This is a genomic window from Streptosporangium sp. NPDC002607 (assembly GCF_053592655.1).
In genome coordinates this window covers 95,974-121,423 of sequence record NZ_JBSFWD010000005.1, presented here as the reverse complement: position 1 = coordinate 121,423, position 25,450 = coordinate 95,974, and the positions used below count along the sequence as shown (strand labels likewise).

Sequence of the window (25,450 nt, the reverse complement as noted above, 5' to 3'; positions counted from 1 at the left end):
CTGTCTGCTCGATAGGCTCACTTTATGAGATCGTGGTCTGCGCCGAAGGTTCCTCGGCTTCCCGGTGCCGGTGTCCCGCTGCGGCTTTTCGACACCGCCGTGCGAGATGTCGTCCCGACAAAGCCGGATCCCATGGCACGGATGTACGTCTGCGGCATCACGCCCTACGACGCCACCCATCTGGGCCACGCCAACACCTACCTCGCCTTCGACCTGGTCAACCGGACCTGGCGAGATGCCGGGCACGAGGTGCACTTCACCCAGAACGCCACGGATGTCGACGACCCCCTGCTGGAACGCGCGGAGCAGACCGGCATCGACTGGCGTGACCTCGCCGAGCGCGAGATCGAGCTGTTCCGGTCGGACATGGAGGCGCTGCGCATCCTCCCGCCGCGCGACTACGTCGCCGTGACCGAGGTGATCGACCAGGTCGCGGCCCTGATCGAGCTGTTGCGTGACAAGGGCGCCACCTACGACCTGGAGGGTGACGTCTACTTCGACGTGGCCGCGGCCCCCAAGTTCGGTGCCGTCTCCGGTTACCCGGAGGAGCAGATGCTCGCCCTGTTCGGCGAGCGCGGAGGGGACCCGGACCGCCCAGGCAAGAAGCACCCGCTCGACTGGCTGCTCTGGCGTGCGGAGCGCCCGGGGGAGCCGTCCTGGCCCTCGCCGTTCGGTCAGGGAAGGCCCGGCTGGCACATCGAGTGCACCGCGATCGCTCTGGCGAACCTGTCCAGTGGTTTCGACGTCGCCGGTGGGGGCTCCGACCTGATCTTCCCGCACCACGAGTGCGGCGCCCACGAGGGCCACGTGGCGTGTGGCGAGTGGCCTTTCGCCAAGGCCTACGTGCACGCGGGCATGGTCGCTCTGGATGGCGAGAAGATGTCCAAGTCGAAGGGCAACCTGGTCTTCGTCTCCCGCCTGCGCGGGGAGACCGATCCGATGGCCATCCGGCTGGCCCTGCTGGCGCATCACTACCGCTCCGACTGGGAGTGGACCTCCGACCAGCTTGCCTTGGCGGAGGTGCGGCTGGCGCGCTGGCGCTCGGCGGCGGGCCTGCAGACCGGCCCCGACGCCGGTGTCGTGCTCGACAGGGTCCGTGCCCGGATGGCCGACGACCTGGATGCTCCCGGCGCCCTCGCGGTCATCGACGACTGGGCCGAGCGTGCCCTGTCGGAGGGCGGCAGCGACCCGGGCGCGCCGCTCCTTGTCGGGCGGATCGCGGACGCGCTGCTCGGAGTCGCGCTCTGAAGGCGGGGCGTCCGGCCCTCTCTGGCGCTGCCCGGGGCTCTCGGCGGCGTTGAGAGCCGCGTTGAGAGCCGCCCTGCCCGCTCTGAGGTCAGTGCTCTTCGGGCGGCCGCCTGGAGGGCACTCCCCGGCGGGGGAGCAGGGGCCGGAAAATGACTGAGCCCGCACCGCTTGCGCGGTGCGGGCTCAGCCCGAAGCCTTTGAGGTCAAACCAGGTCAGATGAGCTCGACCTTGTCGGCCTGCGGGCCCTTCTGGCCCTGCGTGGTGACGAAGCTGACACGCTGGTTCTCCTCCAGGCTGCGGTAGCCGCTGGAGTTGATAGCCGAGTAGTGCACGAAGACATCGGCGGTGCCGTCATCCGGTGCGATGAATCCGAAGCCCTTTTCGGCGTTGAACCACTTAACGGTGCCCTCAGACAAAACTACTTCTCCTCATTGGGAGCCTCACCGAACCACCAGGTCGGCGGCACGGGGCTGCGTTGCGGACCCTACCATGCACCCGCGGAAACCATCCGGAGAAACTGTAACGTCCGCTGTCGGCGGACTTCTCATAAGCACTTGAGATGATAAGGCTAAGCTGAGAACTACGACTGCAACTGCAACACTCTATCGGACAGTTGTGGGGTGTGCAAGTCAAGAGATCGAGGCGAGGAAGCGTTCCCGCTCCTCCTCGGGGAGGCGGTCGATGAAGAGGGTGCCGTCGAGGTGATCGGCCTCGTGCTGGAGAACGCGGGCCAGCATGCCCAGGGCCCGGACGGTGACGGGTTTGCCGAACATGTCACGACCGCGGGCCGTGACCATGTAGGAGCGTTCCAGTGGCCACCAGTGGCCGGGGGCGGACAGGCACGCCTCGTCGGCCACGATCCTCCGCTCGGACAGTTCCAGGCGCGGGTTGACCAGGTGGCCGGACTTGCCGTCCAACTCGTAGACGACGACCCTGAGCGGGACGCCGATCTGCGGGGCGGCGAGTCCCGCGCGGCCCGTGCCGGCACGCATCGTGGCCTGGAGCGACTTCACCAGGACGCGCAACGCGCGGTCGAAGGTGGTCACGGGCTCGGCCACCGTGCGCAGCACGGGATCGTCGAACAGTCGGATTGGCTGGACGGCCACGCGCACTCCCCGAGGCGGATGAATCGGCACCGGTGACGGTTCCCGTTGTCGCGCCGGCTCAACCATTGCCGTTACTTGTGAGTGTGCTTCGGTAGGCGCGCTCCGACCGGCCCACGCCTTACGGCATGAGCGTTCTCTCGCTTCAGGCCACATCGGCTCCACGAGCGTTCGGCCTCTCCCCGCATCTCTGGGCGGCGTGAGCGTGAGCGCGATCACACTCCAGGAGCCGGCCGCGCCGCTACCCTGGGGGCGCGGGATCGTGACAGAGCGTGTTCGTGACCGAACGGTCGCCGGCTTCCCGCCCCCTGGGTTTCCGGAGTGTTGCGAGTGTGCGGCGTGTGCATTGCGTATTTCCAGGGTTAGTTACGTGTAACCGGTGCACCATCACAGACAGTGAATGTGCGTAACGCCGCCCTCCTAGTTTCGGAGATCGAAGCCCCCCGAAACCACAGGAGGACAGACGATGAGGCCCTGGATCAGCGACTGGCGGCCCGACGATCCGGATTTCTGGCAGGAGCACGGCCGGAAGGTGGCCAGGCGGAACCTGGTCTTCTCCATCTTCGCCGAGCACCTCGGGTTCACGCTGTGGACCGTCTGGAGCATCGTGGCCGTGCAACTCGGCTCCTACGACTTCTCCACCGACCAGCTCTTCTGGATCGTCGCCCTGCCCAACCTGGTCGGCTCGGCGCTGCGCATCCCGTACACCTTCGCCCCGGCCAGGTTCGGCGGCCGGAACTTCACGGTGGTCAGCGCCCTGCTCCTGCTCGTGCCCGCGGTGCTGCTGGCCGTCGCGGTCGGCGACCCCGGCACCCCCTACTGGGTGTTCCTCGCCATCGCGGCCACGGCGGGGCTGGGCGGCGGCAACTTCGCCTCCAGCATGGCCAACATCACCCACTTCTATCCCCGGGACAGGCAGGGGGCCGCGCTCGGGCTCAACGCGGCCGGCGGCAACATCGGGGTCAGTTCCGTCCAACTTCTCATGCCGTTGGTGATCGGGGCGTTCGGGCTGGCCGCCGCGGGGCTGTTCTGGATTCCCTTCATCCTGGCCGCCGCGGTGGGCGCCTACTTCTTCATGGACAACCTGACCTCGGCCAAGGCCAGTCCCGCGGACCAGTTGAAGGTCGTCGGCCGGGTCCAGACCTGGATCATGTCAGTCCTGTACATCGGTACGTTCGGCTCCTTCATCGGCTACTCCACCGCGTTCCCACTGCTCATCAAGAGCCAGTTTCCCGAGCAGGCCTCGCTGGTCTGGCTGGCCTTCCTCGGCCCGCTGCTCGGCTCCCTGGTCCGCCCGGCGGGCGGCTGGCTGTCGGACCGGCTCGGCGGGGCGCGGGTGACGTTCGTCAACTTCGCCGCGATGGCGGGCGCGGCGGTGCTGGTCTGGCAGGGGCTGTCCCAGCGCGGCTTCGCGCTGTTCTTCTGTGCCTACATGCTCCTGGTCGCCACCACCGGTATCGGCAACGGCTCCACCTACCGGATGATTCCGGCGATCTTCCGGGCCAAGGCGGTCGCGGGCGTCACCCCGGGCACGGCCGCTCACGACGCCGCCGTGGCCGTCGGGAAGCGGGACGCCTCCGCGGCCATCGGAATCATCTCCGCGATCGGTGCCTTCGGCGGGTTCTTCATCAACCGCGGATTCGGCAGCTCCATCGCTGCGACCGGCGGGGCGGGGGCCGCACTGGCCTCCTTCGCCTCCTTCTACCTGGTGTGCGCGGTCATCACCTGGGCCTGTTACCTGCGTGCCGCAGGCAGTGTGCCGAGCCTGGCGGCGGCCCGGGTGTGAGCGCCGGCCAGGCCCGGCACCCGCCGTGCTCACATCCGGCACCGGCCTGGCCGACGGATAACTCACATCCACCTCATTGCGAATGTGAACACGGTTAGTGGCTTGTAGCACATCGGTAACAGGGGAGACCTCACGGTGAAACCGCCTGAAAGCACCATCGGACCCATGCCGGTCTCACTTCCCCCCCAGACACCTGTGAAGGGTGGGACGGCGACGCACTGCCCCTACTGCGCTCTGCAGTGCGGCATGAACGTCGCGGTGGACGAGACCGTCACGATCACTCCGCGTCACGACGTCCCGGCCAATGCGGGAGGACTGTGCCAGAAGGGCTGGACCGCCGGTGAGCTCCTCACCGGCGAGCGGCTGACCACCCCGCTGTTGCACGGCGAGGAGGTCGGCTGGGACGAGGCGCTCGGCTTTGTCGCCGACCGGATACGTGCCGTCCAGGCCGAACACGGCCCCGACGGCGTGGCCGTGTTCGGCGGCGGCGGCCTCACCAACGAGAAGGCGTACCTGCTCGGCAAGTTCGCCCGGGTGGTGTTGCGGACCAGCCAGATCGACTACAACGGCCGGTTCTGCATGTCCTCGGCCGCCGCGGCCACCAACCGAGCCTTCGGGATGGACCGTGGTCTGCCCTTCCCGATCACCGACCTCGCCCGTGCCGACGCGGTCCTGATCGCGGGCGGAAACGTGGCCGAGACCATGCCGCCGTTCGTCCGTCACCTCACCGCGATGCGCGCGGCGGGCGGCCGGCTGATCGTCATCGACCCGCGGGTCACCGCGACCGCCCGGCAGGCCGACCTGCACCTGCAGCCGACCCCCGGCACCGACCTGGCGCTGGCCCTGGGCCTGCTGCACATCGTGGTCGCCGAAGGTGATGTCGACGAGGCGTACGTGGCCGCCAGGACGAGCGGGTTCGACGCGGTCCGCACCTCGGTCGCGGCCTGGTGGCCCGAGCGGGTGGAACGGATCACCGGTGTTCCGGTCGCCCGGATGCGCGACGCGGTCGCGATCCTCGCGGGCGCGAGCCGGGCGGCGATCCTCACCGGGCGCGGCGCCGAGCAGCACGCCAAGGGCACCGACACCGTCAGCGCGTTCGTCAACCTCGCGCTCGCCCTCGGGCTGCCGGGGCGCGAGGGGTCGGGTTACGGCTGCGTCACCGGGCAGGGCAACGGGCAGGGAGGCCGCGAGCACGGGCAGAAGGCCGACCAACTCCCCGGCTACCGCAGGATCGATGATCCGGCGGCCCGCGCCCACGTCGCCGCCGTGTGGGGCGTCGACCCCGGTGACCTGCCGGGACCCGGCCGCTCCGCCTACGAACTGCTGGACGCGCTCGGCGCCGGCGGCGGCCCCCGGGCGCTGCTGCTGTTCGGCTCCAACCCGCTGGTCTCCGCGCCGCGTGCCGGGCACGTCGCCGAGCGGCTCGGCTCACTGGACCTGCTCGTGGTCTCGGACCTGGTCCTGTCGGAGACCGCCGCGACGGCCGACGTCGTGCTGCCCACCACCCAGTGGGCCGAGGAGAGCGGCACCATGACGAATCTGGAAGGCCGGGTGCTGCTCCGCCGCCAGGCGGCCGCCCCGCCGTCAGGGGTGCGGAGCGACCTTGAGATTCTCCGGGGGCTCGCCACGAGACTTCGCGGGACAGCCGGAGCCGAGGGTTTCCCCACCGATCCGCGCGAGGTCTTTGATGAGCTCCGCCGGGCCTCGGCAGGTGGGATCGCCGACTACGCCGGCATCACCTATGAGCGGATCGCCGCCGAGACCGGGGTGTTCTGGCCCTGCCCGGCCGAGGATCACCCGGGTACTCCCCGGCCTTTCCTGGACGGCTTCGCCACGCCCGACGGGCGCGCCCGGTTCGTACCGGTCGAGCACCGTCCGCCCGAGGAGGACGTCGACCCGGAGTATCCGCTCCATCTCACGACGGGACGGGTGCTCGCGCACTACCAGAGCGGTGCGCAGACCCGGCGGATCGCCACACTGAACATGGCGGCACCCGAGGCGTTCGTGGAACTCCACCCCGACCTCGCCGAGCACCTGGACGTGGCCCCGGGGGAGATGCTGCGGGTGGTCAGCCGGCGCGGCGCGACCGAGGCGCCGGCCAGGGTCAATCCGGCGATCCGGCAGGACACCGTGTTCATGCCGTTCCACTGGCCGGGCGTCAACCTGCTCACCAACCCCGCGCTGGACCCGGTGTCGAGGATGCCGGAGTTCAAGGTCTGCGCGGTCAGAGTGGAGCGTGCCGGATGACCCGGATCGTGGTCGTGGGCAACGGGATGGCGGGCGCCCGTCTGGTGAGCGAGATCCGTGCCCGTGACCGGCACGTCGGGCTGACCGTGTTCGGGGCCGAGGAGTCGCAGCCCTACAACCGCGTGCTGCTGTCGAACGTCGTGGCCGGGACGATGCCGCCCGACCAGGTGCGATTACTCGACCCGGCCTGGTACGCCGATCATTCGGTGACGGCGCTGTCCGGGGTCGAGGTGACCGCCGTGGACCGGGAGAACCGGGCCGTGCTCACCGCCACGGGCAGGCGCGAGCCGTACGACGTCCTCGTGCTGGCGACAGGCAGCGCGGCGGTCGTGCCGCCGGTACCGGGTGCGGCGGGCAGGGCCGTCACGTTCCGCACGATGGACGACTGCAGGAGGATCCTGCGGGCCGCCGGCGCGGCGCGGCACGCCGTGGTGATCGGAGGTGGTCTGCTCGGAGTCGAGGCGGCGCGTGGCCTGGCCGGGCGCGGCCTGCCGGTGACGCTGCTGCACCTGGCGGGGCACCTGATGGACCGTCAGCTGGACGCCGAGGCCGGGCTGGTGCTCGGCCAGACCCTGGGCGGGCTGGGGGTGAGGACCAGGACCGGCGTCGTGGTCGAGGAGATCCTCGACGACGGTGTGCGGCTCGCGGGAGACGAGACGGTCGAGGCCGATCTGGTGGTGCTCGCCTGCGGGGTCCGCCCGGTGACCGGGCTGGCTCGCGAGGCCGGGCTGGAGGTGGCGCGCGGGATCGTCGTCGACGACGAGATGCGCACCGACGACCCGTCGATCTTCGCGATCGGCGAGTGCGCCGAGCACCGGGGCAGGGTCTACGGGCTGGTCGCGCCCGCCTGGGAGCAGGCCGCGGTGGTCGCCGACATCGTCACGGGGGCCGACAAGGCCGCCCGATACCGGGGATCGCGGCTGGTGACCCGGTTGAAGGCCAGGAGCGTGGAACTGGCCGCGATGGGCGAGACGCACCTGACCGAGGACGACGCAGAGGTCGTGCGGTTCAGCCACCGGGCGGCGGGAACCTACCGCAAGCTCGTCATCCGCGACGGCCGCCTGGTCGGCGTGATCCTCCTCGGTGAGACGTCGGCGGTGGGCAACCTCACCCAGTTGTTCGACCGGGGCGGGCCGCTGCCGGGAGACCGGGCCGGTCTGCTCTTCCCCGGTCTGCAGGGCAACGCGGTAGCCGAGAGCCCGGTCAGGATGCCGGACGCGGCGAAGGTCTGCCAGTGCAACGACGTGACCAAGGGGCAGATCAGGGCCTGCTGGGAGTCGGGCGCCAGGGACGTCACGGCCGTGGCCGCCGCCACCCGCGCCACCACCGGCTGCGGCGGCTGCCGCGACGCGGTCGAGGGCATCGTCGGCTGGCTCTGCGAGCAGGAAGGAGTCTCGGCGTGACCGGCGCTGGAGGCGAGGGAACGGCCGGGCGCCGGACGGACACGGAGCCGCCCCGCCCGGTGAGCGGGGCGATCCATCGGGGACGGGCAGACGGAGCGGACGGAAGGGCGAGCGCGATCATGTCACGACTTGTCGTGGTGGGAAACGGACCGACATCGCACCGGCTGGTCGAGGCCCTGGTCGCCAAGGGGTTCACGGGCCGGATCACGGTGCTGGGGGAGGAGCCCAGACCGGCCTACGACCGGGTGGCGCTGACCTCCTACCTGGTGGGCAGAAGCGTTGAGGATCTCACCTACCCGGTGCCGGAGGGAGTCGTGCCGCGCCTGTCGTCCAGGGTCGTCGACATCGACAGGCGGACGAAGGAGGTCACCACCGCGGACGGCCATCGCGAGCCGTACGACGTGCTGGTGCTGGCCACCGGGTCCAGCCCGTTCGTGCCGCCGGTGCCGGGCAGGGAACTGGACGGCTGCTTCACCTACCGCACGATCGACGATCTCGACGCGATCAGGGAGGCCGCCTCGGCCGCCACGAGCGGCGTCGTGGTCGGCGGCGGGCTGCTGGGGCTGGAGGCCGCCGACGCCCTGCGCGGCCTGGGCCTGTCGACGCACGTGGTGGAGATGGGCGGCTGGCTCATGCCCCGCCAGGTCGACGAGGGCGGCGGCGCGGTGCTGCGCGGTCACGTGGAGGGGCTCGGCCTGAGGGTGCACACCGAGGCGGGTGTGCAGGAGATCGTCGCGGGCCCGGACGGGCGGGTGGCGGGCCTGGTCAAGCCGGACGGGGAGACCGTCGAGGCGCAGATCGTGGTCTTCTCCGCCGGGGTCAGGCCCCGTGACGAACTGGCCAGGCAGGCCGGGCTGGAGGTTGGCGGGCGCGGTGGGATCGTCGTGGACGACCGGATGCGCACCGCCGACCCGGCGATCTACGCGATCGGCGAGTGCGCGTCGCACGAGGGCGTGGTCTACGGGCTGGTCGGCCCCTGCTTCACGATGGCCGAGGTCGCCGCCGACCGCATCCTCGGCGGCGGGGCGGTCTTCACCCGTGCGGATCTCTCCACCAAGCTCAAACTGCTCGGTGTGGAGGTCGCCCAGTTCGGCGCCATGGACGGCGCGCTGGACGTGACCTTCATGGATCCGGTGGGCGGGGTCTACCAGAAGCTGTTCGTCAGCGACGACGCGCGCACCCTGCTCGGCGGGATCTGCGTCGGCGACGCCACCCCGTACAACACCCTGAAGCCCTTCGTCGGCCGCGATCTGCCGGGATCGCCGAGCGAGCTGTTGTTCAGCGGTGGCCCGGCGAGCGTGGAGCTTCCCGACGACGCGCAGGTCTGCTCCTGCAACAACGTCACCAAGGGCCAGGTGCGTGCCGCCATCGCCGACCACGGCCTCACCGACGTCGCCGGGATCAAGGGCTGCACCCGCGCGGGCACCACCTGCGGCAGCTGCGTCCCGATGCTCAACCAGATTCTCGTCAAATCGGGCGTCGAACCCTCCAAGGCTCTGTGCGAGCACTTCGCGTACAGCAGGGCGGAGCTGTTCGACATCGTCCGGGTGCGCGCCATCACGACGTTCTCCCAGCTGATCGCCGAGCACGGCGCCGGGCGCGGTTGTGACGTGTGCAAGCCGGTGGTCGCCTCGATCCTCGCCTCGCTCGGCGGCGGCCACATCCTCGACGGAGAGCAGGCCGCCCTGCAGGACACCAACGATCACTTCCTGGCCAACATCCAGCGCAACGGCACCTACTCGGTGGTGCCGCGCGTCCCCGGTGGGGAGATCACCCCGGACGGGCTCATCGTGATCGGCGAGGTGGCCCGCGACTTCGGCCTGTATACCAAGATCACTGGCGGGCAGCGGATCGACCTGCTCGGGGCCCGCGTGGAGCAACTTCCGCTGATCTGGAAGCGCCTGGTGGACGCGGGCTTCGAGTCCGGGCACGCGTACGGCAAGGCACTGCGCACCGTGAAGTCCTGCGTGGGCTCGGCCTGGTGCCGGTACGGCGTGCAGGACGCCGTCGGCCTGGCCATCGCGCTGGAGCTGCGCTACCGGGGGCTGCGCTCGCCGCACAAGCTGAAGTCGGCGGTCTCCGGCTGCGCCCGCGAGTGCGCCGAGGCCAGGGGCAAGGACTTCGGCGTCATCGCCACCGAGCGAGGCTGGAACCTCTACGTGGGCGGCAACGGCGGCTTCAGCCCGCGCCACGCCGACCTGTTCGCCTCCGATCTGGGCACCGAGGAACTGGTCCGCGTCATCGACCGGTTCCTGATGTTCTACATCCGTACCGCCGACCGCCTGCAGCGCACCTCCGCCTGGCTGGAGGCACAGGGGCCGGCCTACGTCAGGGAGGTCATCCTGGAGGACTCCCTCGGAATCTGCGCCGACCTGGAGGCGCAGATGGAGCGGCACGTGGCCGGCTACGCCGACGAGTGGCGCGCCACGATCGAGGACCCGGAGAGGTTACGGCGGTTCGTCTCCTTCATCAACGCCCCCGGCACGCCGGACCCCTCGATCGCCTTCGAACCCCAGCGTGACCAGGTGAAACCGGTCCTCATCCCACTGGAGGTGGTCCGTTCCTGACCAGCCGCCCCATGTCCCACATCCCCCGCCGACGCGGTGGGAGGCCCGCTCCGGCCTGCCACCGCCGACATCCCGAGAAGAGGCACTCACCGATGACCGCCCTGAGCGAAGAGCTGGAGCAGGCCGGCTGGACGCCGGTCTGCTCCTACCCGGACCTGCTGCCCGAGCGTGGCGTGTGCGCGCTCGTCGGTGGTCGCCAGATCGCGCTCTTCCGCGCCTTCGACGGCACCCTGTTCGCGATCGGCAACCGTGACCCGTTCAGCGGTGCCCACGTCCTGTCCCGCGGGATCATGGGCACCAGGGCCGGCGAGCCGGTGGTGGTCTCCCCCATGCACAAGCAGGCTTTCTCCCTTGCGACGGGGGTGTGCCTGGACGACCCCGCGACGGCCGTGCCGACCTACCCGGTCCGCCTCACCGGCGAAACGGTGGAGGTGGGCACGGGGTGAGCCCGCAGGCGGCCGGATACCTGAAGAAGATCAAGCGAGGAGTGGTGAACGACAGATGAGCATCGCCGTTCTGGACAGCCCCGTCGACTCTCCCGAGACCGCGCCCGACGCGCTGGCCGGGTTCACGATCGGGGTCACCGCCACCCGGCGGCGCGAGGAGTTCTGCGCGCTGCTGGAACGCAGGGGCGCCAGGGTGGTGCGCGCCCCCGCGATCCGCCTGGTACCCCTGGCCGAGGACGCCGACCTGCTGGCCGCGACGCGCGCCGGCCTGTCCGCCCCGATCGACGACGTGGTGGTCACCACCGGCGTCGGCTTCCGGGGATGGATGGCCGCCGCCGAGGGCTGGGGGCTGGCGGGCGACCTCGCCGAGCACCTGACCTCCGCACGGCTGCTGACCCGCGGGCCCAAGGCCCGCGGCGCGGTCAGGGCCGCTGGGCTGAACGACCACTGGACCCCGTCCACGGAGTCGTGCGAGGAGGTCAAGCAGCACCTCCTGGCCCAGGACCTGCGCGGCCGCCGCATCGCCGTGCAGCTGCACGGGGAGCCGCTGACCGGCTTCGTGGCCGCACTGCGCGAAGCCGGCGCGGAGGTCATCGAGGTGCCGGTCTACCGGTGGCTGCCCTACCGGGACGTGTCGCCGCTGCGCCGCCTGGTCAGCCAGGCGATCTCCGGCGGGGTGGACGCGGTGGCCTTCACCAGTGCCCCGGCCGTGTTGGCCATGCTCAACTCGGCCCGCGCGGACGGCCTGGAGGACGCACTGGTCGCGGCCTTCGCGGGGCCGGTCGTCGCCGCCTGCGTGGGCCCGGTCACCGCCGGGCCCCTGGAGGCACGCGGGGTGCCCACCGTGCAGCCCGAGCGCTCCCGCCTGGGCACGCTGGCCCGTACCCTCGCCAGGCACCTGCCCGAGCACAGCGTCACCCGCCTGGTCGCGGGCGGCCACCGGCTGGAGATCCGCGGTCACGCCGTCGCGGTGGACGGCGAGCTGAAGCCGCTGCCGCCGGCGCCGATGGCGGTGCTCAAGCGTCTGGCCGACAAACCCGGGCACGTGGTGGCCCGCTCCGACCTGCGGACAGTGCTCCCCGGAGGCCCGTCGCGGGACTCGGCCGAGCACGCGGTCGAGATGGCCATCACCCGCCTGCGCCGGGCGCTCGGCCCCTCGGGAATCGTCGAGACGGTCGTCAAACGCGGTTACCGCCTGGCCTGCGACCGAGGCGAAGGCCTGTGACGACGCTGGTCCTCGCCGGGCACGGGACGCGCAGCGCGAGGGGGGAGGAGACCCTGGCCGGTCTGCGTGACCTGGTACGCGAGGGCCGCCGGGGAACGCGCGTCGAGCAGGCGTTCCTGGAGATCAGCTCACCCCCGCTGGCCGACGTGCTCGCCCGCGTGCCCGGCCCTGTCGTGGTGGTCCCGCTGCTGCTGGCGGGCGGCTACCACGTCCACATCGACCTGCCCGCGGTGGTGGCCGCGGCCAGGCCGGACGCCGCGGTGACGGCCCCGCTGGGGCCGCATCCGCTGCTCGCGGCCGTGCTCGCCAGACGACTGGCCACCGCGGGGCTGAGGGCGGCGGACTCGGTGATCCTGGGAGCCGCGGGGTCGTCCGACCCCGCGGCGCTGGCCGACGTGCGGGCGGCGGCCCGGCTGCTTTCGGTCCGGCTCTCCCGCCCCGTCACCGCGGCCTTCGCCGCGACGGGCACCCCCTCGATCGCCGAGGCCCTGGAGCGGCTGCGCTCAGGACCCGCGCCGCGGATCGCGCTCGCCTCCTACCTCCTGGCCCCGGGCTTCTTCCAGGACCGTCTGGAGACGTCCGGTGCCGACCTGGTCGCCGCCCCCCTGGGGGTGGACGCCGATCTGGCCGCGCTGGTGTGGGCCCGGTTCGACCAGGCGTGCCCGGCGCCGGTGACCTTGGACTCGGACCGGAGGCGCCTGGTCTCCGCGCGTCCGGTCCTGGCGGAGGGGAACGGCCGGTGGTGACCGCCGGCCGCGGGCTCAGCCGTCGGAGTCGCGGTCGCGCCGGCGCAGGTAGCGCTCGAACTCGGCGGCGATGGCGTCACCACTGGCCTCGGGCAGCTCGGCGGCGTCCTTGCGCTCCTCCAGCTCCTTGACGTACTCGGCGACCTCGCTGTCCTGAGAGGCCAGCTCGTCGACGCCGTGCTCCCAGGCCCGGGACTCCTCGGCCAGCTCGCCCAGCGGCATCGGGATGTCGAGCAGGTCCTCCATCCGGCTGAGCAGTGCCATGGTGGCCTTCGGGTTGGGGGGCTGGGCCACGTAGTGCGGCACCGAGGCCCACAGCGACACGGCGTGCAGCCCGGCCGCGCCCAGGGACTGCTGGAGCACGCCGACGATGCCGGTCGGTCCCTCGTAGCGGCTCAGCTCCAGGTTGATCGCCCTGGCCAGCCCCTCGTCGGTCGCCGATCCCACGATCGGCACCGGACGGGTGTGCGGCGAGTCGTTGAGCAGCGCGCCGAGCAGAACCGCCAGCTCGACCCCCAGCTCCCGGCAGACCAGGACGATCTCCTCGCAGAAAGCGCGCCAGCGCATGTTGGGCTCGATACCGCGGAGCAGCACCACGTCGCGGTCGACGCCCGGCGGCCTGGCCACCGACAGCTTCGTGGTCGGCCAGGTGATGGAGCGCGTCAGCCCCTCGCCCATCTCGACGATCGGGCGGGTCACCTGGAAGTCGTAGTACTCCTCGGGGTCCAGGGAGACCAGCGGGGTCGCCTTCCACTCGCCCTCGAGGTGCGCGATCACTCCGCTCGAGGCCTCGCCCGCGTCGTTCCACCCCTCGAACGCGGCGATCATCACCGGGTCGACGAGCTCGGGCAGACCTTCGATCTCGATCACGCGCCCCTCCTTCTCACCGCACCGTCCTATCCGGCTAAGCCTATGCCGTGAGGGGGCCTTCACGTCACCTTCCGGATGTGGTGTGGACGATCAGGACGTCACAGCCCGCGCGCTGGGACACGCCGGACGGCACCGAGCCGAGCAGCCGCCCCGCCAGGCTGTTGAGCCCCCGGTTGCCGACGACCACGAGATCGGCCCCGCGCCTGCCGGCGAGCGATACCAGCACGTCCACCGCGTCACCCTCCTCGGCGGCCAGTTCGATCGTCCGGGCGCCCGCGGCGGCCGCGCGCTCCCGGGCGGCGCGCAGGGCGTCGTCCGCCGGGGTGGAGCCGGTCACCTTGTAGGAGAGGTCGCCGAGGACGTCGGCGGCGGCGTTGCGGTCACGCTCGCGCATGGGGGAGTAGGCGCAGGCCAGGATCAGGTCGGCGCCGGTGGCGGCGGCGAGGGAGGCGGCCGAGGAGACCGCGCCGAAGGAGGAGGTGGAGCCGTCGGTGCCGACAAGGATGGTGCGGTAGGTCGCCATCGGTGCCTCACAGGGGTGGCCGTGTTAATTGGACAAGAAGTTCAATTGCTGTCAACAACAATAACGGCCATGCGGGTCCCAGTACTCTTGTCTCATGACAAGCACCCCGTCCTTCCGTGAAGTCCTGGCCGAGCGCGTGATGGTCGCCGACGGGGCCATGGGGACGATGCTTCAGGCCCACGACGTCACCCTGGACGACTTCCAGGGCCACGAGGGCTGCAACGAGGTGCTCAATGTCACCCGCCCCGACATCGTCCGCGCCGTGCACGAGGCCTACTTCGAGGTGGGGGTCGACTGCGTCGAGACCAACACCTTCGGGGCCAACCTTTCGGCTCTCGGTGAATACGACATCTCCGAACGGGTCTTCGAGTACTCGGAGGCCGGTGCCCGCGTCGCCCGGCAGGCGGCCGACGCCTGGTCCACCCCCGAGCGGCCGCGCTTCGTGCTCGGCTCCATCGGCCCCGGCACCAAGCTCCCGACTCTCGGGCACAAGCCGTACGCCGTGCTGCGCGACGCCTACTACGACAACGCCGCGGGGCTGGTCGGCGGTGGCGCCGACGCCCTGATCATCGAGACCTCCCAGGATCTGCTCCAGGTCAAGGCGGCGGTGATCGGCGCACGCCGGGCCATCGCCGACGCCGGCCGGGACGTGCCGATCATCGCCCAGGTGACCATCGAGACCAACGGCGCGATGCTGCTGGGCTCGGAGATCGGCGCGGCACTGACCGCGATCGAGCCGCTCGGCGTCGACGTGATCGGCCTGAACTGCGCGACCGGCCCCGCCGAGATGAGCGAGCACCTCCGCTACCTGGCCCGCCACGCCCGGATCCGCCTCTCGTGCATGCCCAACGCCGGACTGCCCGTGCTGACCTCCGATGGCGCCTACTACCCGCTGAGCCCCGAGGAACTGGCCTCGGCGCACGAGAACTTCACCCGCGACTACGGCCTCTCCCTCGTCGGCGGCTGCTGCGGTACCACGCCCGAGCACCTGCGCCGGGTCGTCGAGAGGGTACGCGGGCAGGAGACGGCCCCGCGCCGGCCACGCCCCGAGGCCGGTGCCTCCTCTCTCTACCAGAGCGTCCCCTTCCGCCAGGACATCTCGTACATGGCCATCGGCGAGCGCACCAACGCCGTCGGTTCCAAGGCATTCCGGGAGGCGATGCTCGCCCAGGACTGGGAGGAGTGCGTGGAGATCGCGCGGGCGCAGGCCCGCGACGGCGCGCACATGCTCGACCTCTGCGTCGACTACGTGGGGCGCGACGGCGTGGCCGACATGAAGGAGCTGGCCTTCCGCTTCGCCACCGCCTCCACGCTGCCGATCGTCCTCGACTCCACCGAGCCCGCCGTGCTGGAGGCCGGGCTGCAGATGCTCGGCGGGCGCGCGGTCGTCAACTCGGTCAACTACGAGGAGGGCGACGGCGTCGAGTCGCGCTTCCACAAGAACATGACGCTGGTACGCGAGTACGGCGCGGCCGTGGTGGCGCTGACCATCGACGAGGAGGGCCAGGCGCGCACCGCCGACTGGAAGGTCCGGATCGCGCTGCGCCTCATCGAGGACCTGACCACGAAGTGGGGCATGAACGTCGAGGACATCCTCGTCGACGTGCTCACCTTCCCCATCGCCACCGGCCAGGAGGAGACCAGGCGCGACGCGCTGGAGTCGATCGAGGCGATCAAGGAAATCAAGCGGCACCACCCCGGGGTGCAGACGGTACTGGGCCTGTCGAACGTGTCGTTCGGTCTCAATCCCGCTGCCCGCATCGTGCTCAACTCGGTCTTCCTCAACGAGTGCGTCAACGCCGGCCTCGACGCGGCGATCGTGCACGCCTCCAAGATCCTGCCGATGGCGCGCATCCCCGAGGAGCAGCGCCAGGTCGCCCTGGACATGGTCTACGACCGGCGCAGGGAGGGTTACGACCCGCTGCAGCGGTTCATGGAGCTGTTCGACGGCGTCGACGCCGCGGCTCTCAAAGCGAGCAAGGCCGAGGAACTCGCCGCGCTGCCGCTGTGGGAGCGGCTCAAGCGCCGCATCGTCGACGGTGAGCGCAAGGGCCTGGAGGCCGACCTCGACGAGGCCCTCGCCCAGCGCCCCGCCCTGGAGATCGTCAACGACGTGCTGCTCGACGGCATGAAGACCGTCGGCGAGCTGTTCGGCTCCGGCCAGATGCAGCTGCCGTTCGTGCTCCAGTCGGCCGAGGTGATGAAGACCTCGGTCGCCTACCTGGAGCCGCACATGGACCGGGTCGAGGGCGAGACCAAGGGCCGCATCGTGCTCGCCACGGTCAAGGGTGACGTGCACGACATCGGCAAGAACCTGGTCGACATCATCCTCTCCAACAACGGCTACGAGGTCGTCAATCTCGGCATCAAGCAGCCGGTGTCGGTCATCCTGGAGGCCGCGGAGGAGAAGAAGGCCGATGTCATCGGCATGTCCGGGCTGCTGGTGAAGTCCACGGTGGTCATGAAGGAGAACCTGGAGGAGATGAACTCCAGGGGCATCTCCGACAGGTTCCCCGTGCTGCTCGGCGGGGCCGCGCTGACCCGTGCCTACGTCGAGCAGGACCTCGCGGAACTCTTCCAGGGCGAGGTCCGCTATGCCCGCGACGCCTTCGAGGGACTGCGCCTGATGGACGCCTTCATGGCGGTCAAGCGCGGCGAGAAGGGCGCGAGCCTGCCGCCGTTGCGCGAGCGCCGGGTCAAGACCGGAGCCACGCTGGTCAGGACGCCGGTGGAGGAGCTGCCGACCCGCTCCGACGTGGCCGTCGACAACGCGGTGCCGGCGGCGCCCTTCCTCGGCGAGCGCGTCATCAAGGGCGTACCGCTCGCGGAGTACGCCGCGTTCCTTGACGAGCGGGCGACGTTCATGGGTCAGTGGGGCCTCAAGGCCGCCCGCGGTGGTGACGGGCCCTCTTACGAGGAACTGGTCGAGACCGAGGGCAGGCCGCGCCTGCGGATGTGGCTGGAGCGGATGCAGACCGAGGGCCTGCTGGAGGCGGCGGTCGTCTACGGCTACTTCCCGTGCGTCAGCGACGGCGACTCGCTGATCATCCTGGACGAGGGGGGCAACGAGCGCACCCGGTTCACCTTCCCGCGCCAGCGCCGCGACCGGCACCTGTGCCTGTCCGACTTCTTCCGCGCCAAGGACTCCGGTGAGGTCGACGTCGTCGCCTTCCAGGTCGCGACGATGGGCAACCGGGTCTCCGAGGCGGCGGCCGAGCTGTTCGCCAAGGACGCCTACCGCGACTACCTGGAGCTGCACGGTCTGTCGGTGCAGCTGACCGAGGCCCTGGCCGAGTACTGGCACGCGCGGGTGCGCACCGAACTGGGCATCGGCGGTGACGAGTCCCTGGAGGACATGCTCAAGGTCAACGTCATGGGCTGCCGCTACTCCTTCGGCTACCCGGCCTGCCCCAATCTGGAGGATCAGGTCCAGCTGATGGGGTTGCTCGACCCGTCCAGGATCGGTGTCGAGCTGTCCGAGGAGTTCCAGCTCCACCCCGAACAGTCGACGTCCGCGCTGATCGTCCATCACCCTGAGGCCAACTACTTCAACGTGTGACCGTCTGCCGGAAGGGCTACAAGGGTATGGAAGCGGTTCTCTTTGACATGGACGGGCTTCTCGTCGACAGCGAGAAGATCTGGTTCCAGGTCGAGACCGAGGTGATGGAGCGGCTCGGCGGCGAGTGGGGGGCCGCCCACCAGGAGAACATGGTGGGCGGCTCGATGTCGGCGGCCGTGGCGTACATGCTCCGGGTCTCCGGCGGGAGCGCCGCTCCCGAGGAGGTGGAGAGCTGGATGGTGGAAGGCATGATCTCCAGGCTCGCCGGTGGTGTGGAGATGATGCCGGGCGCCGCCGAGCTGCTGGCGGGGGTGCACGGGGAGGGCCTGGCCGCCGCCCTGGTCACCTCCTCGGCACAGCCGATCGCCGAGGCGTGCCTGCGGAGCATCGGCAGGCATCACTTCGACCACGTGGTCACCGGTGACGATGTCGCAAGGACCAAGCCCGATCCCGAGCCCTACCTGACGGCGGCCCGTCTGCTGGGGGTGGACCCGGCCCGCTGCGTCGCGCTGGAGGATTCCCCGAATGGGGTGACATCGGCTACCGCGGCGGGCTGCCGGGTGGTGGCGGTGCCGAGCGTGCTGCCGATTCCCGGTGCGCCGGGCCGTCTTGTCGTCGGGTCGCTGCATGAGGTCGATGTGGAGGTCCTGCGCTCCCTGTCCGCCGGTGCCCGCTGAGCGGCCCTGTCGTCCGGCGGATGGTATGAGGACGGCCGGTGCGCTCCTTTCGGGAGAGCGCCTGCTGGGGACCCTCCCTGATCTTTCATGCGATCCTGGCCGCACCCCCTAGGGGATGATCCCTCCTTGAGAAGGAGGGCTCGTCCCGATCCGACGTGCCAGGATGGATGTCGGATAGGTCAACATGAGGGGCGGTCCGCTGTGTCGTTCAATCAGATCGCGTGGTTGCCGCTCTGCGCCGGGGTCACCGGTGTGGGGCTGGTGCTGAGTTTCCTGCTGATGCGGCGCCGTGGCGTCGCGGCGGGGTTACGCGCCGCGGCCTGGTCACTGCTACCCGTCGCCGCCTTTCTGACCGGCGCGCTTCCCACCCTGTGGCAGATCGGCACGGCGATCATCGGTTTCCTCACAGGTCTGGTGTTCAACCCCGTGGTGTGGTCCGGGGTGGCGGTGACCGGACTCGCCGTGGTGCTCTTCCTGGTCTCCGGGTTCCTGCGTGGCCGCCGACTCAGGGCCGCGGCGTCCTCTGCGTCCTCCGCGTCCTCTGCGCCCCCGGTGTCCTCCGCGTCCGCTGTGCCCGCTGTGGCAGCGGCGGGCCCCGGTGGGCGGGGCGGGGCCGCGACGGCCGCCACGCAGCCGTTGCCCAAGCACAAGGCCGCGCCCGCGCCCGCCTCCGGGCCCGCCGCGAAGCCGGCCGCCGACGACGACTTCTCCGATATCGAGGACATCCTCAAGCGTCGCGGGATCGGGTGACGCTGAGTAATCGACTCATTCCCATGTCACGAATCCAAGACAGAAGCGGAACGGCTTCCGGACATTAGCTCCAAGATCAGAACGAATGAATTTCACGTGAATCACAGTTAAGCCACATAGCGCCCCAGAGGACTGGTCAGCGCAGTTCAGCCCATAGATTCTGCGCACGGGGCCACGAACTACTGGCCCGTAGACTTACGGCGCGCTACCCGACCCGGGAAACGCGTTGACGGACAACGTCGTCTGGGATCCAGGGGGCCAACTGTATGACCGCACCGCTCGACGCCCCCGGTAAGACCACCGAGGTCTCGCCGGAGGCAGTGCTCGCGGGAGCGGGCGTGAAGGCCGTCCAAGGCCGCTCGCTCGGGCAGATCGCGTGGATGCATCTGAAACGCGACAAGGTCGCGCTCGTCGGTGCCGGCGTGGTCGTTCTGCTGATCGTCATTGCGATCTTCGCTCCGCTGATCGTGGGCCTGCTCGGCCACCCGCCGAACGAGTTCCACCAGGAGATGATCGACACCTCCACCATGACGCCCAAGGGCGGCACGGGCATCGGCGGGGAGTTCCTGTTCGGGGTGGAACCGGTCAACGGTCGTGACCTTTTCAGCAGGGTTATCTACGGAGCGCGGATCTCGCTGCTGATCGCGGTCCTCGCCACCCTGCTCTCGGTGGTCATCGGCACCGTCATGGGCGTGATGGCCGGTTACTTCGGTGGCTGGGCCGACACCCTGATCAGCCGCACGATGGACGTCTTCCTGGCCTTCCCCCTCCTTGTCTTCGCGATGGCCCTGGTCGGTGTCCTCGGCCAGTTCGAGCAGAGCCTCGGGGTGAAGGGCGACGCGCTGCGTATCGGCCTGCTGATCTTCGTGATCGGTTTCTTCAACTGGCCGTACATCGGCAGGATCATCCGAGGCCAGACACTGTCACTGCGGGAACGCGAATTCGTCGACGCCGCCCGTAGCCTGGGCGCCCGCGGACCGTACATTCTGTTCCGTGAGATCCTGCCGAATCTGATCGCGCCGATTCTTATCTACGCGACGTTGCTCATTCCGACGAATGTCCTGTTCGAGGCGGCACTCTCGTTCCTGGGAGTCGGTATCCAGGCGCCCACGGCGACCTGGGGAGGCATGCTCTCGCAGGCGGTGAAGTTCTACAACGTGCCGCATTTCATGTTCTTCCCCGGTATGGCGATTTTCATCACGGTGCTGGCCTTCAACCTCTTCGGCGACGGGCTGCGCGACGCCCTCGACCCGAAATCGTCCCGCTGACCCTCAACCTCCCGTTCTCCTGGAATTAACAAGGGGTGCAAGTAAATGAACAAGAGATCCGCACTGGCCTTCGCGGCCGCGGGTGCCGCTCTCTCCCTGGGGCTCTCCGCCTGTGGCGGCGGCGGCAGCGAGACGAAGCCGGCCGATGGTTCGTCGGCCGCGCCGGCGGCCGCGGACGCGTTCAACGCCGGACTCGAGGCGGTGTTCAACCCTTCCGACAAGAAGGGGGGCGTCCTGAAGATGGCCATCTCCGAGGACTGGGACTCGGTGGACCCCGGTGACACCTACTACGCGCTCTCCTGGAACCTTGTCCGGATCTACGGTCGTTCGCTGGTGACCTACACCCCGGCTCCCGGTGCCGAGGGTCGCAAGCTCTCCCCCGACCTGGCCGAGAACCTGGGCGAGTCGAGTGACGGCGGCAAGACCTGGACCTACAAGCTCCGCGCCGGTCTGAAGTTCGAGGACGGCACGCCGATCACGTCCAAGGACGTCAAGTACGCGGTTCTGCGCTCCATGGACAAGGAGACGCTGGTCAACGGCCCGACGTACTTCAACGACTGGCTGGACCTGCCGAAGGACTTCAAGAGCGTCTACAAGACCCCGGACGTCAACACCGACTCCGCGATCGAGACGCCGGACGACCAGACGATCGTCTTCCACCTGAAGAAGGCCTACGGCGGTTTCGACAACTTCGCGGCCCTGCCCGGCACGATTCCGGTCCCCAAGGACAAGGACACCGGCGTCAAGTACCGCGAGCACGTGGTGGCCTCCGGCCCCTACAAGTTCGACAAGGTCGAGGCCGGCAAGCAGTACACCCTGGTCCGCAACGAGCACTGGGACCCGGCGACCGACCCGATCCGCAAGGCGCTGCCGGACAGCTACGAGATCTCCCTCGGCGTCAACGCCGACGACCTGGACAACCGGATCCTCTCCGGCGACCTGCACATCGACCTCGCCGGCTCGGGCGTCCAGCCCGCCGCGCTCGGTCGCGTGCTGAGCGACCCGGCGCTGAAGGCCCGGGCGGACAACCCCACCGGCGCCCGCACCTGGTACACCTCGATCGTCTCCGACGTGGCCCCGCTGGACAACGTGGAGTGCCGCAAGGCGGTCATCTACGGCGCCGACCGGGTGGGCCTGCAGAACGCCTACGGCGGCGAGTTCGCCGGCGGTGACATCGCGACCGGCCTGATGCCGCCGTCGATCGGCGGCTGGAAGAAGCTGGACCTCTACCCGACCGGCACCGGCGACGTGGAGAAGGCCAAGGCCGCGCTCGCCGCCTGTGGCAAGCCTGACGGCTTCGAGACCATCATGGCCTACCGCGCCGACCGTCCCAAGGAGAAGGCGACCGCCGAGTCGCTCCAGCAGGCGCTGGCCAAGGTCGGCATCAAGCTGGAGCTCAAGGGCTACCCCACCGGTGACTACTTCGCGCTCTACGCCGGCAAGCCGGACTTCGTGAAGAAGAACGGCATCGGCCTGGCCACCAACGGCTGGGGCGCCGACTGGAACGACGGCTTCGGCTTCATGTCGCAGATCGTCGACAGCCGCACCATCCGTGAGTCGGGTGGTAACTACAACATCAGCATCAAGGACAAGGAAATCGACGCGAAGATCGACCAGATCTTCACCGAGACCGATGTCGCCAAGCGTGACGCGCTCTGGGGCGAGATCGACCAGCGGGTCATGGAGCAGGCCTACGTGCTGCCCTCGGTCTGGTCCAAGGGTGTCCTCGTCCGCCCCCTGGGTGCGACGAACGTCTTCGTCACCGGCGCGTTCGACATGTACGACTACCTGAACCTGGGCGTCCAGTAACCGTCGGAAATCCTGTTCAGTTAGTCGAGGCTTGAAGGGGCCGGCCCACAAGGCCGGCCCCTGGAGCCGGGGGGACTGTGGTCACTTACATCATCCGGCGCCTGATCGGCGCGGTGCTCATGCTCGTCATCGTGAGCATGGTCACGTTCTCGATCTTCTTCGTGGTTCCCCGTATCGCGGGTGCCACGGCTGAGGACTTCGCCAGCCGTTACATGGGCAGATCCGCCGACGCGGAGATGATCGCGGTCACGGCGGAAAAACTCGGATTCAACGATCCGATTCCCGTGCAGTACGGCCGCTGGATCGCAGGTGTCTTCGTCGGCTCGGAGTTCGACACCGGCGCCGCCATCGAGGAGTGCCCCGCTCCCTGTTTCGGCTACTCCTTCATCAAGAGGCAGCCGGTCTGGCCCGACCTGGTGGATCGCATCCCGGTGACTTCCTCGCTCGCCCTGGGCGCGTCGGTCATCTGGTTGCTCGGTGGCGTCGCGATAGGCGTGCTGTCCGCGCTGCGAAAAGGCACGATCTTCGACCGGGCGGCGATGAGCATCGCGCTCGCCGGGGTCTCCCTGCCGATCTTCTTCACCGGCATCGTCTCCCTCGTCGTCTTCAGCTACGGGTTAGGCATCACCGCGCCGGGCGGCAGCTTCACGCCGTTCCTGGAGAATCCGGCGGAATGGGCCTACAACCTCCTCCTGCCATGGATCACCCTCGCATTCCTCAATGCCGCGTCCTATGCGCGTCTGACCAGGGCGGGAATGCTGGAGACCATGAGCGAGGACTACATTCGCACGGCCAGGGCCAAGGGCATGCAGGAGTCCAGGGTGGTCGTCAGGCACGGCCTGCGCGCCGCGCTGACCCCCATCCTGACGATCTTCGGTCTGGACCTCGGCCTGCTGCTCGGTGGCGCGGTGCTCACCGAGAGCACGTTCTCGCTGAAGGGCATCGGTGACTACGCCGTCCAGGCCATCGTGACGAACGACCTTCCGAAGATCATGGGTGTCACCATGGTCGCGGCGCTCTTCGTTGTGCTGGCCAGTCTGATCGTCGACCTGCTGTACGCGGTGGTCGACCCGAGGGTGAGGCTGGGATGAGCGCTCCGTCGAGCTTTCTCGAACTGAGGGACCTGCGGATTCACTTTCCGACGGACGACGGCCTGGTCAGGTCCGTCGACGGGCTCTCCTTCCAGCTGGAGCGCGGTAAGACGCTCGGCATCGTGGGCGAGTCCGGATCCGGCAAGAGCGTCACCTCGCTGGGCATCCTCGGCCTGCACAAGGGCGGCCGGGCGAAGATCTCCGGTGAGATCTGGCTGGACGGCGAGGAACTCGTCACCGCCTCCGCCGACCACGTCCGGACGTTGCGCGGCAAGAAGATGGCGATGATCTTCCAGGATCCGCTCTCGGCGATGCACCCCTTCTACACGGTGGGTGCGCAGATCGTGGAGGCGTACCGGATCCACCACCAGGTCAGCAAGAAGGTCGCGCGCAAGCACGCCATCGACATGCTGGGCCGGGTGGGCATCCCGCAGCCGGAAAAGCGCGTCGACAGCTATCCGCACGAGTTCTCCGGCGGCATGCGCCAGCGCGCGATGATCGCCATGGCGCTCTCCTGCGATCCGGAACTGCTGATCGCGGACGAGCCGACCACGGCTCTGGACGTGACGGTCCAGGCACAGATCCTGGACCTGATGCGTGACCTGCAGCGTGACTTCAACGCCGCGCTGATCGTCATCACCCACGACCTGGGTGTCGTCGCGGAGCTGTCGGACGACATCCTGGTGATGTACGGCGGGAAGGGCATCGAGTACGGCACGGCGGAGGACATCTTCGAGCGGCCCGAACATCCCTACACGTGGGGCCTGCTGGGATCGATGCCACGTCTGGACCGGGAGCGGACCGAGCGGCTGCTGCCGATCAAGGGCAGTCCCCCCTCACTGATCAACTTGCCCACCGGGTGTGCCTTCCACCCGCGCTGTGCCTATGCCGGCCGCACCGGAGGGAAGTCGAGCACCGAGGTGCCCGAGCTGCTCGAGAGTGACGGCGGCCATCTGGTCCGGTGCCACCTGCCCTACGAGGCCAGGCGGGACATCTGGGAGAACGAGATCAAAGTGAACCTGGAGTCCTCGTGAGCGAGCGAGACGCGCGTTCGACGAACGGAAAGTCTGTGACCGAGCCAATTCTGTCAGTGCAAGGGCTGGAGAAGCACTTCCCAGTCACCAAGGGCCTGCTCAAACGCCAGGTCGGTGCGGTCAAAGCGGTCGACGGGATCAGCTTCGACGTCCTCAAGGGGGAGACCCTCGGCCTGGTGGGCGAGTCCGGCTGTGGCAAGACCACGACGGGTCGCATGATCACCAGGCTCATCGAGCCGACCGGCGGGAAGGTCGTCTTCGAGGGCCACGACATCACTCACATGTCGCAGTCCAAGATCAGGCCACTTCGGCGCGACATGCAGATCATCTTCCAGGATCCCTACTCCTCGCTCAACCCCCGCCACACGGTCGGCGCCATCGTCGGTGCGCCGTTCCGTATCCAGGGGATCAAGACCGAACAGGGGATCAAGAAGGAAGTCCAGGACATCCTCGCCCTGGTCGGTCTCAACCCCGAGCACTACAACCGTTACCCGCACGAGTTCTCCGGTGGCCAGCGCCAGCGCATCGGCATCGCCCGAACGCTCGCGCTCAAGCCCAAGCTCATCGTCGCCGACGAGCCGGTGTCCGCGCTGGACGTGTCGATCCAGGCCCAGGTCGTCAATCTTCTGGAAGACCTGCAGAACGAGCTCGACCTGACCTACGTGGTCATCGCGCACGACCTGTCGGTGGTCCGGCACATCAGCGACCGGGTCGCGGTCATGTATCTCGGCAAGATCGTCGAGCTGGCGGACCGTAAGAACCTGTACGAGTCGCCCATGCACCCCTACACCACCGCGCTGATGTCCGCGGTCCCCATCCCGGACGTCAAGCGGCGTGAGGGGCGCGAGCGCATCCGCCTCCAGGGCGACGTGCCCAGCCCGCTCAACCCCCCGCCGGCCTGTCGCTTCCACACCCGGTGCTGGAAGGCCCAGGAGATCTGCAAGACCGTGGAACCGCCGCTGGCAGAGCTGGCGGCGGGCCACCAGGTGGCCTGTCACTTCCCGGAGAACACCTCCAAGGAGCAGCCGCCCCTGCAGGCCGTCTCGGACTGACCGATCCCGGCCCAGGCCCGCGCACTCGCCGTGGTGACGGCCGGT

At 69.4% G+C, this 25,450-nt stretch carries 20 protein-coding genes; 16 read left to right on the top strand and 4 right to left on the bottom strand.

Going from position 1 to position 25,450, the window contains the following annotated elements; translation table 11 throughout:
* Nucleotides 1-24: 24 nt before the first annotated feature.
* On the top strand, nt 25-1,248 hold the full coding sequence (mshC, locus tag ACWD3H_RS07770) for a cysteine--1-D-myo-inosityl 2-amino-2-deoxy-alpha-D-glucopyranoside ligase (protein ID WP_451954440.1): 1,224 nt from the start codon (nt 25-27) through the stop codon (nt 1,246-1,248).
* Nucleotides 1,249-1,461: 213 nt separating this feature from the next.
* On the opposite strand, the gene ACWD3H_RS07765 is transcribed toward mshC, so the two are convergent.
* Together ACWD3H_RS07765 and def are read right to left on the bottom strand one after the other, a co-directional pair.
* Nucleotides 1,462-1,665 (bottom strand): cold-shock protein, encoded by a 204-nt coding sequence (locus ACWD3H_RS07765; protein ID WP_030904638.1) that lies wholly within the window; start codon nt 1,663-1,665, stop codon nt 1,462-1,464.
* A gap of 213 nt (nt 1,666-1,878) precedes the next feature.
* Nucleotides 1,879-2,355, bottom strand: coding sequence for a peptide deformylase (gene def / locus ACWD3H_RS07760; protein WP_343961111.1), 477 nt, complete (start codon nt 2,353-2,355; stop codon nt 1,879-1,881).
* Nucleotides 2,356-2,818: 463 nt separating this feature from the next.
* On the opposite strand from def, the gene ACWD3H_RS07755 reads away from it, so the two are divergent.
* From ACWD3H_RS07755 to ACWD3H_RS07725, 7 genes are all read left to right on the top strand, one after another.
* On the top strand, nt 2,819-4,138 hold the full coding sequence (locus tag ACWD3H_RS07755; RefSeq protein WP_451954439.1) for an MFS transporter: 1,320 nt from the start codon (nt 2,819-2,821) through the stop codon (nt 4,136-4,138).
* 165 nt (nt 4,139-4,303) lie between these two features.
* Entirely contained in the window at nt 4,304-6,385 is a 2,082-nt protein-coding gene (locus tag ACWD3H_RS07750) for a molybdopterin oxidoreductase family protein (RefSeq protein WP_451954438.1), read from the top strand.
* The gene (locus tag ACWD3H_RS07745) at nt 6,382-7,788 is read left to right on the top strand and encodes an FAD-dependent oxidoreductase (RefSeq protein ID WP_355553976.1); all 1,407 of its coding nucleotides are present in this window, start codon (nt 6,382-6,384) and stop codon (nt 7,786-7,788) included. Before ACWD3H_RS07750 ends, ACWD3H_RS07745 begins: the two co-directional genes overlap by 4 nt.
* Nucleotides 7,789-7,907: 119 nt before the next feature.
* Complete coding sequence (gene nirB, locus ACWD3H_RS07740) at nt 7,908-10,355, top strand: nitrite reductase large subunit NirB (protein WP_451954437.1); 2,448 nt, start codon at nt 7,908-7,910, stop codon at nt 10,353-10,355.
* Between the two features lie 92 nt (nt 10,356-10,447).
* Complete coding sequence (gene nirD, locus ACWD3H_RS07735; RefSeq protein WP_350919161.1) at nt 10,448-10,801, top strand: nitrite reductase small subunit NirD; 354 nt, start codon at nt 10,448-10,450, stop codon at nt 10,799-10,801.
* 55 nt (nt 10,802-10,856) lie between these two features.
* Nucleotides 10,857-12,026 carry a uroporphyrinogen-III synthase gene (locus ACWD3H_RS07730; RefSeq protein WP_350919164.1) on the top strand — a complete coding sequence of 390 codons (1,170 nt, stop codon included), beginning with the start codon at nt 10,857-10,859 and terminating at the stop codon, nt 12,024-12,026.
* The gene (locus ACWD3H_RS07725; RefSeq protein WP_451954436.1) at nt 12,023-12,772 is read left to right on the top strand and encodes a sirohydrochlorin chelatase; all 750 of its coding nucleotides are present in this window, start codon (nt 12,023-12,025) and stop codon (nt 12,770-12,772) included. Before ACWD3H_RS07730 ends, ACWD3H_RS07725 begins: the two co-directional genes overlap by 4 nt.
* 15 nt (nt 12,773-12,787) lie before the next feature.
* Here the strand turns inward: ACWD3H_RS07725 and ACWD3H_RS07720 are convergent, their stop codons facing one another.
* Nucleotides 12,788-13,642 (bottom strand): PAC2 family protein, encoded by an 855-nt coding sequence (locus ACWD3H_RS07720; RefSeq protein WP_355633101.1) that lies wholly within the window; start codon nt 13,640-13,642, stop codon nt 12,788-12,790.
* A 64-nt stretch (nt 13,643-13,706) separates the two neighbouring features.
* Nucleotides 13,707-14,165: a universal stress protein gene (locus tag ACWD3H_RS07715; RefSeq protein ID WP_355553962.1), complete on the bottom strand. Its 459-nt coding sequence runs from the start codon at nt 14,163-14,165 to the stop codon at nt 13,707-13,709.
* A 94-nt stretch (nt 14,166-14,259) separates the two neighbouring features.
* Here ACWD3H_RS07715 and metH point away from each other — a divergent pair, with 94 nt between their 5' ends.
* The 8 genes from metH to ACWD3H_RS07675 all read left to right on the top strand — a co-directional run bounded on the left by metH (nt 14,260) and on the right by ACWD3H_RS07675 (nt 25,405).
* Complete coding sequence (gene metH / locus ACWD3H_RS07710; protein WP_451954435.1) at nt 14,260-17,724, top strand: methionine synthase; 3,465 nt, start codon at nt 14,260-14,262, stop codon at nt 17,722-17,724.
* A gap of 26 nt (nt 17,725-17,750) precedes the next feature.
* Nucleotides 17,751-18,401: an HAD family hydrolase gene (locus ACWD3H_RS07705; RefSeq protein ID WP_355553956.1), complete on the top strand. Its 651-nt coding sequence runs from the start codon at nt 17,751-17,753 to the stop codon at nt 18,399-18,401.
* A gap of 201 nt (nt 18,402-18,602) precedes the next feature.
* The gene (locus ACWD3H_RS07700) at nt 18,603-19,151 is read left to right on the top strand and encodes a cellulose synthase (protein ID WP_451954434.1); all 549 of its coding nucleotides are present in this window, start codon (nt 18,603-18,605) and stop codon (nt 19,149-19,151) included.
* A 266-nt stretch (nt 19,152-19,417) separates the two neighbouring features.
* On the top strand, nt 19,418-20,419 hold the full coding sequence (locus ACWD3H_RS07695) for an ABC transporter permease (RefSeq protein ID WP_451954433.1): 1,002 nt from the start codon (nt 19,418-19,420) through the stop codon (nt 20,417-20,419).
* Between the two features lie 45 nt (nt 20,420-20,464).
* A complete protein-coding gene (locus ACWD3H_RS07690) occupies nt 20,465-22,228 on the top strand; it encodes an ABC transporter substrate-binding protein (RefSeq protein ID WP_451954432.1) in 1,764 nt (587 codons plus the stop codon).
* A 77-nt stretch (nt 22,229-22,305) separates the two neighbouring features.
* Complete coding sequence (locus ACWD3H_RS07685) at nt 22,306-23,319, top strand: ABC transporter permease (protein ID WP_451954431.1); 1,014 nt, start codon at nt 22,306-22,308, stop codon at nt 23,317-23,319.
* Entirely contained in the window at nt 23,316-24,353 is a 1,038-nt protein-coding gene (locus ACWD3H_RS07680; protein WP_451954430.1) for an ABC transporter ATP-binding protein, read from the top strand. The genes ACWD3H_RS07685 and ACWD3H_RS07680 overlap by 4 nt, the downstream gene beginning before the upstream one ends.
* Nucleotides 24,354-24,388: 35 nt before the next feature.
* Entirely contained in the window at nt 24,389-25,405 is a 1,017-nt protein-coding gene (locus tag ACWD3H_RS07675; protein WP_451954429.1) for an ABC transporter ATP-binding protein, read from the top strand.
* Nucleotides 25,406-25,450: the final 45 nt, after the last annotated feature.

What these genes read in the sequence shown, in the direction of transcription:
- mshC (WP_451954440.1), top strand. Translation starts at nt 25, where the DNA reads ATGAGATCGTGGTCTGCGCCGAAGGTTCCTCGGCTTCCCGGTGCCGGT.
- ACWD3H_RS07755 (WP_451954439.1), top strand. Translation starts at nt 2,819, where the DNA reads ATGAGGCCCTGGATCAGCGACTGGCGGCCCGACGATCCGGATTTCTGG.
- ACWD3H_RS07750 (WP_451954438.1), top strand. Translation starts at nt 4,304, where the DNA reads ATGCCGGTCTCACTTCCCCCCCAGACACCTGTGAAGGGTGGGACGGCG.
- ACWD3H_RS07745 (WP_355553976.1), top strand. Translation starts at nt 6,382, where the DNA reads ATGACCCGGATCGTGGTCGTGGGCAACGGGATGGCGGGCGCCCGTCTG.
- nirB (WP_451954437.1), top strand. Translation starts at nt 7,908, where the DNA reads ATGTCACGACTTGTCGTGGTGGGAAACGGACCGACATCGCACCGGCTG.
- nirD (WP_350919161.1), top strand. Translation starts at nt 10,448, where the DNA reads ATGACCGCCCTGAGCGAAGAGCTGGAGCAGGCCGGCTGGACGCCGGTC.
- ACWD3H_RS07730 (WP_350919164.1), top strand. Translation starts at nt 10,857, where the DNA reads ATGAGCATCGCCGTTCTGGACAGCCCCGTCGACTCTCCCGAGACCGCG.
- ACWD3H_RS07715 (WP_355553962.1), bottom strand. Translation starts at nt 14,165, where the DNA reads ATGGCGACCTACCGCACCATCCTTGTCGGCACCGACGGCTCCACCTCC.
- metH (WP_451954435.1), top strand. Translation starts at nt 14,260, where the DNA reads ATGACAAGCACCCCGTCCTTCCGTGAAGTCCTGGCCGAGCGCGTGATG.
- ACWD3H_RS07705 (WP_355553956.1), top strand. Translation starts at nt 17,751, where the DNA reads ATGGAAGCGGTTCTCTTTGACATGGACGGGCTTCTCGTCGACAGCGAG.
- ACWD3H_RS07695 (WP_451954433.1), top strand. Translation starts at nt 19,418, where the DNA reads ATGACCGCACCGCTCGACGCCCCCGGTAAGACCACCGAGGTCTCGCCG.
- ACWD3H_RS07690 (WP_451954432.1), top strand. Translation starts at nt 20,465, where the DNA reads ATGAACAAGAGATCCGCACTGGCCTTCGCGGCCGCGGGTGCCGCTCTC.
- ACWD3H_RS07680 (WP_451954430.1), top strand. Translation starts at nt 23,316, where the DNA reads ATGAGCGCTCCGTCGAGCTTTCTCGAACTGAGGGACCTGCGGATTCAC.